The following is a 15383-nucleotide window of genomic DNA, read 5'->3' as shown; positions in this document are numbered from 1 at the left end:
CGGTGGCGGCCGCGAGGGCCGTGGAGTCTCGAGGAGCGGGCCGGAGCCCGGGGAGCCTCGAAGCGGCGCGAGGAACCGTGGTCCGCCGCGACGATCGTCAGCCGCGGCTAGTAGCACAAGACGCGGCGTCGCGCCTGCGCCGGCGCCGCGGGCGGGGTCACATTTGCCCTCGGCTTGCGAGAGGCGCCCGCCGTCCCCTAAAGTGTGTCCGGTGATCCCCGTCCTCGCTCGCCCGGCCGCGCTGCTCCTGCTCCTCGGGCTCGCCGGCTGCGCAGGCAAGGCCAAGGCCACCGCCGCCCCCACCGCCGAGTCCACGCCCGACAACGAGCCGCCGCACAAGATCGAGCCGATCCTGCCAGTGCGCCAGGTCGCGCTGATCCCGCTGGCGATCGACGGCCAGCACTGCGACGCCGCCGGCAAGCGCGTGCAGCAGCAAGACTCGAACTACGACGGCCGCGCGGACATCGTCACCCTGATCGGCGGCCGCGCGCCCGACGAGGGCCGCACCCGCTGCCAGCAGGCCGACCTCAATTTCGACGGCCGCCTCGACGCGTTCCTCCACTTCGACGAGACCGGCGAGCTGGTCCGCGAACAGTACGACCAGGACTTCGACGGCCGCATCGACCTGGGTCGCCACTACGAAGACGGCAAGCCCACCGTCGACGAACAGGACACCGACCACGACGGCTACGTCGACGCCTGGCGCCGCTACGACAAGGGCCGCCTGGTCCGCATCGACGCCGACCGCGACCGCGACGGCAAACCCGACGTGTTCACGTTCTTCGTCCAGGGCAACATCGACCGCGTCGGCTACGACACCGACGGCGACGGTAATGTCGACGCGTGGGACCAGGACGTCGCCCGCCGCGCGAAGCTGGCGCTCGAGCGCCGCCGCAAGGCCGACCGCGACCTCGGGAGCGAAGAATTCGTCGACGCCCCCAAGACCGAAGAGGCCAAGCCCGAAGCCGCCGCCGAGGCCGACAAGAAGGCCGGCAAGGGCAAGAAGACCGAGGCCAAAACGGACGCGAAGAAGGCCGAGGCGGGCAAGGCCGAGGCGAAGAAGCCCGACGACAAGCCGGCCGAGGCGAAGAAGCCCGACGACACGAAGCCCGCCGACAAGCCGGCCGAGGCCAAGAAGACCGACGACAAGAAGCCCGCCGACAAGCCCGCCGAGGCCAAGAAGACCGACGACAAGAAGCCCGCCGACAAGTAGCGCGGTCCCGCCGACGAGCAGCGCGGCTCGCCGACGAGCCGGCCGCGGCGAAGAGACCGACGACGAGCAGGCCGCCGACGAGCAGCGCGGGACCGCCGAGATCACGAGGCGCTCGCGGCGTCGCAGCCGGCCGAGACCGAGAAAAAGCGACGCGTGACGCCCGGCGCCGCAGGCGACCGACAGCCCGGATCGGCGGCGGGGACGTCGTTCTCTCGCGGCGATCGCAGCGGCGACCGGCGAAGCCTGGCGCCGGTGTGCAGGCAGCATCACAGCGGCGGATTTGGGGCCCCCTTCCCCCCTCGCATGCTGGGAGGCTCCGCGCTATCATCGCGGCGATGGAGCACAGGGATCGCGCAGGTTCGGAGGAGCCGGAGGCCGTTCTGGACGACACCGCCGTCGACCCCGGTGACGACGACTACGGGCCCCCGTTCGAGCGCCGCAGCTTCGGCGGCGAATTCGTGTGGGCGCAGGGCCAGGGCTACACCGCCAAGGTGCTCCGCGTCCGCGCCGGCGAGGTGGTGGCGATCTCGACGAAGGGCCGCCGCGACATGACGGTGATGCTGACGGGCGGCCGCGCGTTGCTCGAGACTCGCGCCGAGGACAGCGTCGATCGCGTGGAGCTGCTGCCGACGACGCCGGTCGCCATCGCCGAGGGCGAACACGCCTACCGGCTGGTGGCGGTCACCGACGTCGAGCTGTTCACGATCTACAGCGCGAAGAACTAGTCCGCGCCGGGCGAGGCGTCGTGGGCGCCGACCGACGAGCGCCCGACCGACCTCGAGCACGAGCTCGTGGAGGCGCCCCCGACGAGTCCGACTTTCAGGCGCCGGGGGACTGCGGGTATGGTCCGGGCGTGCGCGCTCCTCCCCTGCCCCGCTGGCCCGCGACCTGGCCGAGCGCCTGGGTCGCACCGCTGGTGCTGGCGGCGGCCTGGTCGATCGCGCTGGCCAACGAACCCGAGCTCACCGCCCAGCGCGGCCTGGTGTTCGCGGGCGGCCCGTTCGTCCTGCTGGCCGGGCTCCACGCGCGGCTCGGCGGCTACCTCCACGCGCCGGAGCGCGAGCGCCTGCTGCCGCTGCCGATCGAGCCTGCGCGTCACTTCCAGGCGGCCCGCCCTGCGCATCGGCGGGGTCTGGCGCTGACCATCGTCGCCGGGATCGGCGCGATCGCTGCCGCCACCCTGCCCGACGTCGCGCGCTGCGGATGGTTGCTCGCCGACTTCCTGTGGCTCGCGCTGGCGGCGATCCTGATCGAGCCGGGCATCGCCGGGGTCGCGGCCTACGCGGGCCGACGGTTCCCGCCGGGGCACTGGATCACCGAGGCGCAGCGCTTCGGCGCGGGCGGCTGGACCGCCGAGGAGGCCGCGGTGCACCTCTACGCGCCGGCGCTCGGCGTGGGGTTGGCCACTCTGGTCGCCATGCCGGGGCAGCTGACTCTGGCCCGCCTGGCCGAGCGCGGCGCGGCCACGTCCCAGCACTGGACGCTCCTGGCGGCGCCGATGCTGGCGGCGCTGATCGTGCGCGTCACTGCAGGCAGACTGTACGCGGCCGGGCTGTGGGAGGCCGTGCCGTGGCTCGCCGAGGCGACGCGACGCCTCGCGGGCACCGGCCTCCCCGCGCCGCGGCCGGGCTTCGTCGCGCACATGCACAACCCGGTCCTGCAGCTCGGCACCACGCAGCTGCTGCGCCTGTGCCCGCTGATGCGGCTGCGCCTGGTCGCGCTGCTGCTCGCCAGCGGCTGGCTGGCGGTCCGCGCCGGGCCGCCCGACGCGCCGAGGATCGCGCTGTGGTGCGCCCTCGCGGCCCTGTGGCTGAGCCCGTTGCAGGTGCTGGCGCGCGAACGGCGGCGAAACGCGGCCCTGCTGGCCTCCCTGCCCCTGCCCGCCCCCGAGCGCAGCGGTCGCCTGCGCGGCCTCGAGGGCCTGCTCCTGGCCCCGCCCGCGGTGCTGGCGGCGTTCTTGTTCGTGCGCTGGCTGTGAGGACATGCGCGAGAGGACATGCGCGCAGGGACATGCTCGGGAGGGCATGTCTTCTCGGGCAGCTCCGAGCTGCCCTGCCCTCACCTGTCGCGCACGATCGTGAACTCCATCATGCGGCACGGCAGGTCGGCGCCCGGCTCATGCTGCATACCGGCGACGGCGCGGCGGCAGACGCGGTCGCTCTTGCGGTCGCCGGTGCTGACCTGGGTGGCGATGGCGTAGGCGCTACCGTCGGCGCCGACGCAGAAGGCCGTGACGTTGCGGCGGCTCTCGCCGACCTGCATGGAGGCGCAGGCCGAGGCGGCGAGGGCGACGAGCACGAGCAGGGCGATGCGCATACGCGGCGACGTTAGCGCCCCGCGGGCGGTCGCGCCAGCGGCGGGCTCACTGGACCTGGCCGGCGACGCAGCGCAGCAGGAAGGTGACCGGGCCGTCGTTGACCAGCTCGACCTCCATGTGCGCGGCGAAGCGCCCGGTGGCGACCGTGAGGCCCTCGGCCCGCAGCGCCTCGGCGACGGCCTCGTACAGCGCGCGGGCGCGCTCGGGCAGCTCTGCGCCGTCGAAGCTGGGCCGCCGGCCCTTGCGCAGCGAGCCGGCCAGAGTGAACTGCGAGACGACGAGGACGCCGCCGCCGACCTCGGCGAGGGTGCGGTCCATCGGCGTGGCCCCGGGGAAGAACCGCAGCGAGGCGATCTTCTTGGCGGTGGCGCTCGCGTCGGCGTCGACGTCGCCGCGCTCGACCGCCACGAGCAGCATGGCGCCGCGCTCGATGGCGCCGACGACCTCGCCGTCGACCCGCACCGCCGCCCGCGAGACCCGCTGGATGACCGTCAGCACGCGGGCCTCAGATCCACCCGTACAGGATCGCGGCGGTGAGCGCGACCAGGACGACGAAGTTGATCATGAACAGCGGGTCCTTGAGCATCTCCTCGGTCGGCGACTCGGCCTCGCGCCGGTTGGTGGCGAGGTAGATGAAGCGGGCGATGCCCACCACCCCGAACGCCGCCGTGTACACCAGGCGGTTGGTGCCGAACATCTCCTGCACGTGCTCGCTGAGGGTGTAGGCGACGTAGAGGCCGACCGTGGCGAAGCCCACCGCGTAGAGGATGACGCGCAGCGTGGTCAGGTTGTAGGCGGTGAGCGAGGCCCGCTGGCGCTGCGGATCCTCGGCGCCGGCGAGCTCGTGGGCCCGTTTGCCGAAGCCGAGGAACATGGCCAAAAGGCCAGTACAGGCCAGCAGCCACGGCGAGGCCGGGATCTGCAGCGCGAGCGCCCCGGCCAGCACCCGGAGGATGAAGCCGGCGGCGATCGACATCACGTCGACGTAGGCGATCTGCTTGAGCTTGAAGCTGTAGGCCAGGTTGAGCAGGAAGTAGCCGCCGAGCGCGGCGGCGTAGAGCGGCTGCAGCCAGTAGCCGAGGGCGAGGCAGACCGGCACGCAGATCACCGCGAACCGGCGCGCGACCGCCTCGGGCAGCTTGCCCGACGGGATCGGCCGGTTGCGCTTCTTCGGATGAGCGCGGTCCTTCTCGATGTCGACGAGGTCGTTGAGGATGTAGACGCAGCCGGAGATCAGGCAGAACAGCGCGATGGCGCCGGCGGTGACGAGCAGACTCGTGGGATCGGTCAGCCGCAGGCTGTACATCAGCGGGATGCCGACGAACAGGTTCTTGATCCACTGGCGCGGCCTGAGCGTCTTGATGAGCGCGAGGAGCACGGGGCCGGGACTATCGCACGGCCCCGGCGCGTGTTCTACTGCCGCGCCACGTGCCCTCCGCCCTCCAGTCGTCCGGCTCGATCAGCGCCGCGGTCGCCGCGTCGCGCGTCCTCGGGCTCGTCCGCATGTCGCTGCAGTCGCGCCTCATCGGCGCCGGCGCGCTCGCGGACACGTTCTCCGTGGCGTTCCGGATCCCCAACCTCCTGCGCGACTTGCTCGCCGAGGGGGCCCTGTCGAGCGCGTTCGTCCCCACGTTCACCGCGTCCCTGGTGCAGGAGGATCGTGAGCGCGCCTACCAGCTCGCCAACCTGGCCCTGGCCGGGATCCTGCTCGTCACCGGCACGCTGACGCTGCTCGGCGTGGTGTTCGCCGAGCCGCTCGTGGTCGCCATCACGTCGGGCTGGAGCCCCGAGAAGATCGCCGAGACCGCCGCCCTGACGCGCGTCATGATGCCGATCCTCGCGCTCGTGAGCGTCGGCGCGGTGTGGGGCGGGATCCTCAACGCGCAGCGCAACTTCCTCCCGTTCGCGCTGGCGCCGGTGGTGTTCAACCTCGTCAGCATCGCCGCCGGCCTCGGCATGTGGCTCGGCGGGCTCGGCGGGCGGGCCGCAGTGATGGCCTGGAGCGTCGGCACCCTGCTCGCCAGCGTCGCCCAGGCGGCCGTGCTCGTCCCCTCCCTGCGCCGCCTCGGCTACCGCGCCCGACCGCGCCTGCGCGGGCTCCGGCGCCACCCCGGCGTGCGCAGGATCGTCGCCCTGATGCTGCCGGCGATCGTCGGCGTGGCCGCCGTCCAGCTCAACGTGTTCGTCAACACCCGCTTCGCCGCCAGCCTCGGCGACGGCGCGGTGGCGCAGATCGAGTACGCGTTCCGGATCTTCTTCCTGCCGATCGGCGTGTTCGGCGTGGCGCTGGCGACCGTGACCGCCACGCAGGTGTCGGAGGAGGCGGCCCGCGGCGACCGCTCGACCCTGATCGCGCGCACCGGCGAGGGCCTGTCGGCGGCCTGGCTGCTGACCTCGGCGAGCACCGTGGGCCTGGTGCTGCTGGCCCACCCGATCGTGTCGCTGATCTACGAGGGCGGGCGCTTCGGCGCGGCCGAGTCGGCCGCGGTGGCGGTGATCCTGCAGGCCTACGCGATCGGGCTCGCGCCCTACAGCATGGTCAAGATCGTCGCGCCGGCGTTCTACGCGATCGACCGCCCGCGCGTGCCCCTGATCGCGTCGTTCGCCTCGGTGGCCGTCAACATCGGCTTCAACGCCCTGACCTACGAGCGCCTGGGCGCGCCCGGCCTGGCCCTCGGGACATCTCTCGGCGCGCTCGTCAACCTGACGCTGCTGCGGGCGTTCTACCGCCGCGAGATCGGCGCGCTGGCCCGCCCCGGCCGCTGGCGCGAGTTCGCGGTGCTCGCCGCCGCCAACGCCGGCCTCGGCGCGGTCGTGTGGGCGGCCTGGACCGGCCTCGCGCAGGTGCTCGCCGGCCCGCTCTCCGCCCTGCCCCGCCTGCTGCGCGCCCTCGTCGGCGCCGGCGCCCTCGCGGTGGTGATCGCGGTCGGCTTCGTGGTGTTCGCCGCGATCGTCCGCGCCGGCAAGTACCCCGGCGGCGCCCAGCTGTGGGGCCTCCCTGCCGGGCTGATGCGCCGGCTGCGACGGCGCCGCGCGCGGCCGGCCGCGTGAAGCGTGTCTCTCGAGACATGACCCTTCTTCTGCGTGACTTCGGACATGTCGCTTGAGGCATGGCGAATCGGACATGATCTGAGAGACATGTCTGTGAAGACATTCGCATCAATGTCGCATCGACCATGTCGCTACGAACATGCTCTGAAGAGCATGCCCGTATCTTCATGCCTTCATGGACATTCCTGAAAAATCATGTCTTAAACGACATGTCCATGAGGACACATGAACTCCAGCATCTCGGCTCTGCCGCGCACGAACGGCGCGCGCATGGCTCGCCGACGTGCAGAGGAGCGCACGGCGGCGGCCGCGTCGTCGGGTGGCGGGGGACCCCCCGCAGACCTGCGGCCGGCGAGAGCGGTGCGCGCCAGGCGTCTCGTCGCCCAGCGCACGGGCCGTGCGCCCGTGACGGCCGGTCGCGGGGCTTTCCGGCGGGCGAAAAAGCGAGTATGGAGGGCCCGTGGCCGCAGCTCGCGCACGCTTTCGCAGCCTCGCCTGGGGCACCCTCGCGTACACAGTCCTCGTGATCCTGTTCGGCGCGGTCGTGCGGATCACCGGCTCGGGGGCGGGCTGCGGGCAGCACTGGCCGACCTGTCACGGCGAAATCGTGCCGATCAGCCCGACCATCGAGACCGTCATCGAGTTCTCGCACCGGCTGACCTCGGGGCTGTGCGGCATCATCGTGCTGGCGCTGCTAGTAGCGGCGCTGCGCGGCTTCCCGCGCGGGCACACGGCCCGGCTCGGGGCCTGGCTCGCGCTGGTGTTCACGATCACCGAGGCGCTGATCGGCGCAGGCCTGGTGCGCTTCGGCCTGGTCGGCGACAACGACTCGGTCGCGCGGGCGATCGTGATGGCGGCGCACCTCGTGAACACGTCGCTGCTCACCGGCGCGCTCGCGCTCGCGGCGTGGGCCTCGAACCGCGACGGTGAGCCGTCCCGCCGCGGCGCGGCCTCGCGTCGCGTCCGCTGGCTGGTGTGGGCCAGCCTCGGCGGCCTCGTGCTGGTCGGCATCAGCGGGGCCGTCACGGCCCTCGGCGACACCCTCTATCCGGTCGAGGCCGGTGCGCTCGCCGAACGGCTGCAGCGCGACCTCGGAGCAGGCGCGCACTTCCTTCAGCGCCTGCGACTGATGCACCCGGTCCTGGCGTGCGGCCTCGGCTTCTTCACCGCGGTGATCGCCCACCACCTCGGCAACAACGCGGGGCCGGCCGTCCGCCGCGCGAGCGGCTGGGTGATGCTCCTGGTGTTCGCCCAGCTGGCGGCGGGCGTCCTCAATGTGATGGTGTCCGCCCCCGGCTGGATGCAGGTGCTGCACCTCGGCCTCGGCACTGCCCTGTGGGTCGCCGCAGTGCTGTTCTCGCTCGAAGTGCTGCACGGTCAGGCGACCCCCGACGCGCGGCCTCGCGCCGACCGATGACGCTGCGTCAGCCGGCCGGGCGACATCACACCGCACCCCTGATGTCGGCGTGGCGCGGTGGATCCCGCCGCGGTCTCGGCTAAAGTGTTCGGCGATGGCTGATCGGCCCGTCTGCGAGCTCATGCGCGCCCTGCCCTCCTCGGTCCTGCCCGACGAGGCGGCCGCTCCGGCGCTGATGCGCATGCGCAGCGAAGGCGTCGCGCTCCTGCCGGTGCTCGACTACGGCGAGCTGCTCGGCCTCGTGTACGAGCGCGACCTCGCCAGGCTGCGCGGCGAACTGCTCTCGCGCCGGCTGGTACGCGACCTGATGCGGGGCGACCCCCCGGTCGCACCGCCGTGGCGCAGCGTCGACGCGGTGCTGCGCCTGATGCTGACCCACCGCGCCGAAGCCGTCGTCATCAGCGACCGCGGCCACCTGGTCGGCCTGTTCACCCTCGACGACGCCGCCCGCCGCTGCGGCGCGCTGCTCGACGCCGCCGCGCTGCGCCACTGAGGCCCGGGCGACGGCGACGACGATTCACCGGGCAGCCCCGCGTCGAGCTCCCGTGCGGCGAACGCGGGTGCAGGCCCGTGCGGCAACGCGGGCGACGATGAGTGATTCGTCGCGAGATTGCTTTGCACGCGCCTCGAGCTCCCGTGCGGCGAACACGGGCGACGGTGAGGCCAGTGCGGCAACGTCGGCGACGCTTGCTTTGCACGCGCCTCGAGCTCCCGTGCGGCGAACGCGAGCGATGATTGATTCGTCGCGCGACGGCTTCGCCCGAGCGTCACGACCCCCTCGATCCGTCGGCGTCCCGGTGCGTCCGCGCCGTGCGACAGCTCATGACGGACGTGTAAACGGATCGGGGTAGCTGCGGCCACTAGCAGAGTTGGGAGTCGGGAGTGCGTGCGCCGGTCCGCGGGAAGATGGGCCGCGCGGGCCGGCGCGCGCACGACCGACCCCTCGTTGAAATCGGCTTGGGTTGACGGCGCCACGGACGGCGCCAGGTGGTTTCCCCCTCGCGCGTGCTCGCCCGCCGCTCGCACCGCCGCGCGGCTCGGCAACGGCCTGCGCGGCCCGCGGAGCTTGGCACGCCGAAAGGCTCGTGGCATGACGGCTGCCTCCCGTCTCAGGGCCCCGCCTGCATGCCGCCCATGACCGCTCCGCGCACGATCCTCCTGTCCATTTGGACATACTTGCTCATCTTCGGTCTCGGCGGCCTCGCGTTCTGCCTGCAGTGTGTGCTCGCGCCGCTCACCTGGCCGTTCGACCATGGTCGAAGGATCACCGGGCGGCTGTTCCGGCTGGCGGCCATCGGCGTCACCAAGCTCAACCCGCTGTGGGACTTCCGCGTGTACCGGCCGCTGCCGCCGTACCGACCGCGGCGCACCGTGGTGGTCAGCAACCATTGCTCGCAGACCGACCCGTTCCTCATCTCGCACCTGCCGTGGGAGATGAAGTGGCTCGGCAAGGCGTCGCTGTTCAAGGTGCCGATCCTCGGCTGGGCGATGTTCCTCGCCGGCGACATCCCGGTGGTGCGAGGCGACCGCGGCTCGGCCAAGGGGGCGATGGCGCGGTGCCGGCGGTACCTCCTGCGCGACACGCCGGTGATGATCTTCCCCGAGGGCACGCGCGCGCTCGGCGACGAGATGGGGCCGTTCAAGGACGGCGCCTTCCACCTGGCGATCGAGACCGGCGCCGACATCCTGCCGATGGCGGTCGCGGGCACCGCCGCGGCGCTGCCCAAGCACGACTGGCGTTTCGGCCAGGCGCGGGCCTACGTGGCCGTCGGAACCCCGATCTCGACCCGAGGCCTGACGCTCGACGACCTGCAAGCGCTCAAGGACCAGGTGCGCGCCGAGATCCAGGCGCTGCGCCAGCAGATCACGCCCTTGACGGGCCCTTGACGGTGGAGCGCCGTTCCCCTGCCCCGGCGCCGCGCCCGTGTGCGCCAGGCCGTGACGTGGCGGACTTGCCACCTCGCCGCGCGCTCGGCATCCTCCGCGCATGAAACAGGGCGCCCGAGCGGAGCAGCAAGAGGATCAGGTCGGCAAGGCAGGCGGGAAGATCACCCCGCGTGAGACCGACTATCCGCAGTGGTACCAGGACGTCATCCGCGAGGCGGAGCTGGCGGAGCCGGCCAAGGTCGTCAAGGGCTGCATGGTCATCAAGCCGCACGGCTACGCCATCTGGGAGAAGCTGCAGCGCGAGCTCGACGGCCGCTTCAAGGCGACGGGCCACCAGAACGCCTACTTCCCGCTGCTCGTGCCGCAGAGCTTCATCACCAAGGAGGCCGAGCACGTCGAGGGCTTCTCGCCCGAGCTCGCGGTCGTCACCCACGCCGGCGGCGAGAAGCTCGAGGAGCCGTACATCATCCGCCCGACCAGCGAGACGATCATCGGCTACTTCTTCTCGCGCTGGATCGAGAGCTACCGCGACCTGCCGCTCCTGGTGAACCAGTGGGCCAACGTCATGCGCTGGGAGAAGCGCACGCGGATGTTCCTGCGCACCACCGAGTTCCTGTGGCAGGAGGGCCACACGGCGCACTCGACCCACGAGGAGGCCCAGGCCGAGGTCATGCGCATGCTCGACGTCTACGGCGACTTCGCCGAGCAGATCATGGCGATGCCGGTGATCCGCGGCGTCAAGACCGACAGCGAGCGGTTCGCCGGCGCGGTGCAGACGACCTGCATCGAGGCGCTGATGCAGGACGGCAAGGCGCTGCAGGCCGGCACCAGCCACGACCTCGGGCAGAACTTCGGCAAGGCCTTCAACGTCATGTTCCAGACCGAGGCCGGCGGCCGCGACTACGTGTGGCAGACGTCGTGGGGCGTCAGCACGCGCCTGGTCGGCGGCGTCATCATGACCCACTCCGACGACAGCGGCCTGGTGCTGCCGCCGCGCCTCGCCCCGATCCACGTCGTCATCGTCCCGATCTACAAGAACGACGAGGAGCGCGCGCAGGTGCTGGCGGCCGCGGAGTCGATCCGCGCCCAGCTGGCCGACGTCGACCTCGCGCCGCCCCGCAGCCGCCACCGCGACTTCATCGAGGTCGTGATCGACGACCGCGACCTGCGGCCCGGCAACAAGTTCTACATGTGGGAGCGCAAGGGCGTGCCGGTGCGCGTCGAGCTCGGGCCCAAGGACCTCGCCAAGGGCCAGGTCTGCGTCAAGATGCGGGTCGACACCGCGGCCGGGCGCGGCAAGGAGTTCATCGCCCAGAACGAGTTCGTCGCCACCATCAAGGAGCGGCTCGACCGCTTCCAGGACGAGCTGCTGCGGATCGCCCAGGACCGCCTGCGCGAGCGCTCGCGGACCATCGACACCTGGGACGAGTTCCTGGCCGCCTTCTCCGGCGAGAAGAGCACCTTCGCGTGGTGCCACTGGGACGGCACGCGCGAGACCGAGGCCAAGATCAAGGAGCAGACGCGAGTGACGATCCGCTGCATCCCCCTGCCCGGCCACGGCCCCGAGCCCGAGCCCGGCCGCTGCGTGTTCTCCGGCAACCCGAGCGCGCGCCGGGTGCTGATGGCCAAGGCGTACTGAAGCACTCTCGTTCGGGGTCGGTGCGGCGTCGGCAGCCCTACTCCCGAACCGTCGAGCTCTGCCAGCAGACGGTTGGACAATCAAGAAGGGGGCTCCGTCTCGAGCCCCCTTCTTCATGACGCGCCGCGGGCCCCGAGCTCACAGCATCGGGCAGTCCTGGTCGGCCTTGGGCGACAGCTCGCAGGTCGCCTGAATGGTGGTCCCGGCCGGCGCGGGCGCGCTGCGGAACAGCTTGAACTCGAGGTTGAAGCCCTCGCCCACGCAGTACGGGTCCATGTTGTCGAGCTCGCTCGGGGTCTGGTTGCCGCGATCGATCAGCTCCGCGAAGCAGGCCGTCTCGCCGGCGGGGGCGACCCACTCGCCGTCGACCTCCTCGCAGTGCGGGAGGTCCTCGCGGGTGCCCTCGGCGTCGTTGATCTGCGTCAGCACGCACGAGGGGTCGAGCACCGGGGTGCTCGGGTCGATGTCCTTGACGCACTCGGTCATGCACGCCGGCTTGAGCTGCTCCTCGAGCTTCTTGGCGATCTCGCGCAACGCCTCCGAGTAGTCGTCCTGGCAGATCGAGAACAGGTTGCGGTCGCCGCCGACCTGGAACGCCTCGGCGAACTCGCGCTCGCGCACCGGCGGGATCGCCGTCTGCGGCTTGGCCGGATCCACCGGGTTGGCCAAAGTGCAGCCGGCGCCGATGCCAAAGCTGTCCTGGAACTCGGGATCCGTCGCGTCCTCGTAGACGATGTCGGCGCCGGCGGCGTTGGTCTCGTAGCCGGGCGGGACGCCGGCGATGAGCGCGACCAGGACCTCCTGATCGGGCTGGCGCTCCTTCTTGTCGTCCTCGAGCTTCTGCAGGAAGTTGACGTACTTCGACAGCGGCTGCAGCACCGCCTGCTCGTCGGGCACGTCCACGGCGCCGTCGATGCCGTAGTTGGCCGACCGGCAGCTGTCGTACGTCGGACCGGTCCCTTCACACTTCACGCCGGCGTTGAAGCAGACCGCGCTGGTCGCCTGCGGGTCGTCCGGGTTCTCCCAGAAGGTCTTGTCGGTGGTGAAGATCTCGCCGAACTCGGGGTTGTACGAGCAGTCGAGCTCGTCGGTGATGAACACCACCGAGAGGATCGCCTGGTCGCGCAAAAAGCCGTAGTTGGTCGGCGAGTCCACGGCGCTGGCCTGCGCCAGCGCCAGGTACATCGACTCGAGGTGAGACTCCATGCCGCAGCCCGACACGCCCTGCGGGCCGAAGCACTGGAACGCCTCCACGGTCGTCACGTCGTCGGGCAGGTTGGTCTGCCCCTCGATGCGCTCGATCCACCGCCGCGGCGCCACCTCGCCGTCGGAGTACTGCGTCTCGGTCGGCTTGATCCGGTCGGTCAGCATCGCGTCGTCGAGCTTGCAGTAGTCGCTGCAGGCGTAGCCGTAGTCGTCCATGTTGAAGGTGAAGTCGCCGAGCTCCATGCGGTCGAGGCAGCTCGACAGCACCAGCTTGCCGCCCTCGGGGGTGGTCTGCGAGCCCTTGCACAGCGGGTTGCCGGAGTCGGTGGTGGTGATGCCGATCCGGTAGTTGGCGTCGACGTCCTTGCGCTCGAGCACGCCGATGAAGGCCTCGAAGTTCTTCGACAGCGTCGCCTGCTCGTCCGCCATCGAGCCCGAGTTGTCGATGACGAACAGGATGTCGACGTCCTTGTTGAGCTGGACGTTGACGGTGATCACGTCGACCTGGGTCTTGTCGTAGGTGACCTTCTTGAGTGGGTGCTCGAGACAGCCGGTGAGGAGACCGGTGACGAGGGGAAGCGAGACGATAAGGGCGGAGCGCAGCGACATCGGGACCTCCGCCGCTCTCCTTGCGCCTCGTAGGCCAGGCCTGAAACGCTGGAATCTCGCGCGGTTGCACCGACGAACCGGGGCAACGTGGTTGCGAAGACCCAGGTACTTCGACAACCAAGTTGGCGCGGCCCGGGCGTCGTCGCGCCCGAAAGCAAGAAGGCGCCCTCGCCTCGCGGCGGGAGCGCCTTCCGCTCGAGCAATGAGCCAGGCTCAGAGCATCGGGCAGTCGTTGCCCGGGTTCGGCGACAGCTCGCAAGCGGCCGAGATGGTCGTGCCGGCCGGAGCCGCTGCCGTGCGGATGAGCAGGAACTCGAGGTTGTAGCCCTCCTCCACGCACTCCGGCGACATGTTGTCGATCATGCTCGGGGTCTCGTTGGCCGGATCGATGAGCTCGGCGAAGCACGCCGTCTCACCCGCGGGCGCGATCCACTCGCCGGCGACTTCCTCGCACGGGAGGATCTCGTTGCGCGTCATGGCGGCGGTGTTGTCCTCGAAGATCTGGCAGTTCGGCTGCAGGACCCCGTCCGACGGATCGATGTCCTTGACGCACTTCGTCATGCACGCCGGCTTGATCTGGTCGCGGATCTTGTTGGCGATCGCTTCGAGCGCGGCCGAGTAGTTGTCCTGGCAGATCGAGAACAGGTTGCGGTCGCCGCCGACCTGGAACGCCTCGGCGAACTCGCGCTCGCGCACCGGCGGCATCGCGGTCTGCGTCTCGCCGCCCATCGGCGTGAAGGTGCAGCCCTTGCCGATGCCGAACAGGTCGTTCTCGGCCGGATCGGGCTCGTCCTCGTAGACAATATCGGCGCCGTCCTCGTAGCCGGGCGGCACGCCGGCGATGAGCGCGACCAGGACCTCCTGGTTGACGTCGAACATCTGCTTCTGCGTCTCGAGGTTCTGCACGAAGTTGACGTACTTCGACAGCGGCTGCAGCACGGCCTTGTCGTCGGTCACGTCGACGTTGCCGTCGATGTCGTAGTTGGCCGAACGGCAGCTGCTGTACATCGGGCCGGCGCCCTCGCACTTCACGCCCGCGTTGAAGCAGATCGCGCTGGTGGCGTTCGGGTCGTCGGGGTTCTCCCAGAAGACCTTGTTGTCCTTGAAGATCGCGTCGAACTCCGGGACGTACGAGCAGTCGAGCTCGTCCGTGATGAACACGATCGAGAGGATCGCCGTGTCGCGGATGAAGCCGTAGTTGGTGGCCGAGCTCTCTTGACCAGCCAGCGCCAGCGCCTTGTACATCGACTCGAGGTGCGACTCGAAGCCGCAGCCCGACACGCCCTGCGGGCCGAAGCACTGGAACGCCTGCACCGTGGTGACTTCGTCGGGGAGGTTGGTGACCCCCTCGATGCGCTCGATCCAGTTGCGCGCCGCCTTCTCGCCGTTGGAGTACTGCGTCTCGGTCGGCTTGATCTGCAGCTGGGCGTCGGTGAGGTCGCAGACGCTCGTGCAGGCCGCGCTGGAGTCCTCCATGTTGAAGGTGAAGTCTCCGAGCGCGACGCGGTCGACACAGCTCGACAGCACCAGCTTGCCGCCCTCGGGCTTGGTCAGCGCGCCCGAGCAACGCGGGTTGCCGCTGTCGGTGGTCGTGATGCCGATGCGGTAGTTCGCGTTCACGTCCTCCGCCTCGAGCACGTTGATGAACGCGGCGAAGTTCTTGGCGAGCAGGGCCTGCTCGTCGGCCATCGACCCGGAGTTGTCGATGACGAAGAGGATGTCGACGTCCTTGTTGATCGCGATGGCGACGTTCTCTTGCGCCTCGGAGCTCTTGTCGTAGAGCACCTTCTTGATCGGGTGCTCGAGGCAGGCGGTGAGCGCCAGGGCAGCGCCGGCGGTGAGCGAGAGACGACTCAGGGAAGTAACGCGCGACATGAGGGTTCTCCAGGGAGGCCGGAGGTGGACGGTGTGCCCTACCATCGCAAAGGTGGCCCCGGCTTGTAAAGTCCGCGAACACTCCAGGTGGCAGAAGCGCCGAGGCCTGGCGTCCGCGCGCGAGCGCCCGGCGTTGCCTCACATCCGGGTCCGGCCGTCACCCATTTGG

13 protein-coding genes are annotated in these 15383 nt (G+C 70.7%); 8 read left to right on the top strand and 5 right to left on the bottom strand.

Features of this window, described 5'->3' with window-relative positions; genetic code table 11:
* Nucleotides 1–211 precede the first annotated feature (211 nt).
* The 3 genes from O0S08_RS21935 to O0S08_RS21925 all read left to right on the top strand — a co-directional run bounded on the left by O0S08_RS21935 (nt 212) and on the right by O0S08_RS21925 (nt 3191).
* Nucleotides 212–1213 (top strand): hypothetical protein, encoded by a 1002-nt coding sequence (locus O0S08_RS21935; RefSeq protein ID WP_269041159.1) that lies wholly within the window; start codon nt 212–214, stop codon nt 1211–1213.
* Between the two features lie 335 nt (nt 1214–1548).
* Nucleotides 1549–1938 carry a hypothetical protein gene (locus O0S08_RS21930; RefSeq protein ID WP_269041158.1) on the top strand — a complete coding sequence of 130 codons (390 nt, stop codon included), beginning with the start codon at nt 1549–1551 and terminating at the stop codon, nt 1936–1938.
* Between the two features lie 128 nt (nt 1939–2066).
* A complete protein-coding gene (locus O0S08_RS21925; RefSeq protein WP_269041157.1) occupies nt 2067–3191 on the top strand; it encodes a hypothetical protein in 1125 nt (374 codons plus the stop codon).
* A gap of 80 nt (nt 3192–3271) precedes the next feature.
* On the opposite strand, the gene O0S08_RS21920 is transcribed toward O0S08_RS21925, so the two are convergent.
* Genes O0S08_RS21920 through O0S08_RS21910 form a run of 3 tightly spaced genes read right to left on the bottom strand, consistent with a single transcriptional unit; the run spans nt 3272 to nt 4908 of the window.
* A complete protein-coding gene (locus tag O0S08_RS21920) occupies nt 3272–3529 on the bottom strand; it encodes a hypothetical protein (protein ID WP_269041156.1) in 258 nt (85 codons plus the stop codon).
* 46 nt (nt 3530–3575) lie between these two features.
* Nucleotides 3576–4028 carry a D-aminoacyl-tRNA deacylase gene (gene dtd, locus O0S08_RS21915; protein ID WP_269041155.1) on the bottom strand — a complete coding sequence of 151 codons (453 nt, stop codon included), beginning with the start codon at nt 4026–4028 and terminating at the stop codon, nt 3576–3578.
* A 7-nt stretch (nt 4029–4035) separates the two neighbouring features.
* Nucleotides 4036–4908 (bottom strand): decaprenyl-phosphate phosphoribosyltransferase, encoded by an 873-nt coding sequence (locus tag O0S08_RS21910; RefSeq protein WP_269041154.1) that lies wholly within the window; start codon nt 4906–4908, stop codon nt 4036–4038.
* A 50-nt stretch (nt 4909–4958) separates the two neighbouring features.
* On the opposite strand from O0S08_RS21910, the gene murJ reads away from it, so the two are divergent.
* From murJ to proS, 5 genes are all read left to right on the top strand, one after another.
* Nucleotides 4959–6581: a murein biosynthesis integral membrane protein MurJ gene (gene murJ / locus O0S08_RS21905; RefSeq protein WP_269041153.1), complete on the top strand. Its 1623-nt coding sequence runs from the start codon at nt 4959–4961 to the stop codon at nt 6579–6581.
* Between the two features lie 460 nt (nt 6582–7041).
* Nucleotides 7042–7998, top strand: coding sequence for a COX15/CtaA family protein (locus O0S08_RS21900; RefSeq protein ID WP_269041152.1), 957 nt, complete (start codon nt 7042–7044; stop codon nt 7996–7998).
* Between the two features lie 94 nt (nt 7999–8092).
* Nucleotides 8093–8491 (top strand): CBS domain-containing protein, encoded by a 399-nt coding sequence (locus O0S08_RS21895; protein WP_269041151.1) that lies wholly within the window; start codon nt 8093–8095, stop codon nt 8489–8491.
* A gap of 641 nt (nt 8492–9132) precedes the next feature.
* The gene (locus O0S08_RS21890) at nt 9133–9885 is read left to right on the top strand and encodes a lysophospholipid acyltransferase family protein (protein ID WP_269041150.1); all 753 of its coding nucleotides are present in this window, start codon (nt 9133–9135) and stop codon (nt 9883–9885) included.
* Between the two features lie 100 nt (nt 9886–9985).
* Complete coding sequence (gene proS, locus O0S08_RS21885) at nt 9986–11524, top strand: proline--tRNA ligase (RefSeq protein WP_269041149.1); 1539 nt, start codon at nt 9986–9988, stop codon at nt 11522–11524.
* A gap of 138 nt (nt 11525–11662) precedes the next feature.
* Here proS and O0S08_RS21880 read toward each other — a convergent pair whose 3' ends face one another.
* Together O0S08_RS21880 and O0S08_RS21875 are read right to left on the bottom strand one after the other, a co-directional pair.
* Entirely contained in the window at nt 11663–13339 is a 1677-nt protein-coding gene (locus O0S08_RS21880) for a vWA domain-containing protein (RefSeq protein WP_269041148.1), read from the bottom strand.
* A 213-nt stretch (nt 13340–13552) separates the two neighbouring features.
* Nucleotides 13553–15214: a vWA domain-containing protein gene (locus O0S08_RS21875; RefSeq protein ID WP_269041147.1), complete on the bottom strand. Its 1662-nt coding sequence runs from the start codon at nt 15212–15214 to the stop codon at nt 13553–13555.
* Nucleotides 15215–15383: the final 169 nt, after the last annotated feature.

The sequence above is a fragment of the Nannocystis punicea genome, from assembly GCF_026965555.1.
Taxonomy (GTDB): domain Bacteria; phylum Myxococcota_A; class Polyangia; order Nannocystales; family Nannocystaceae; genus Nannocystis; species Nannocystis punicea.
Note: the sequence above shows the minus strand (reverse complement) of the source record. Positions and strands in the feature narration are given on the sequence as shown.

Coding starts and splice junctions, on each gene's coding strand:
- proS (WP_269041149.1), top strand. CDS start 9,986: ATGAAACAGGGCGCCCGAGCGGAGCAGCAAGAGGATCAGGTCGGCAAG.
- O0S08_RS21880 (WP_269041148.1), bottom strand. CDS start 13,339: ATGTCGCTGCGCTCCGCCCTTATCGTCTCGCTTCCCCTCGTCACCGGT.
- O0S08_RS21920 (WP_269041156.1), bottom strand. CDS start 3,529: ATGCGCATCGCCCTGCTCGTGCTCGTCGCCCTCGCCGCCTCGGCCTGC.
- O0S08_RS21890 (WP_269041150.1), top strand. CDS start 9,133: ATGACCGCTCCGCGCACGATCCTCCTGTCCATTTGGACATACTTGCTC.
- O0S08_RS21895 (WP_269041151.1), top strand. CDS start 8,093: ATGGCTGATCGGCCCGTCTGCGAGCTCATGCGCGCCCTGCCCTCCTCG.
- O0S08_RS21930 (WP_269041158.1), top strand. CDS start 1,549: ATGGAGCACAGGGATCGCGCAGGTTCGGAGGAGCCGGAGGCCGTTCTG.
- O0S08_RS21875 (WP_269041147.1), bottom strand. CDS start 15,214: ATGTCGCGCGTTACTTCCCTGAGTCGTCTCTCGCTCACCGCCGGCGCT.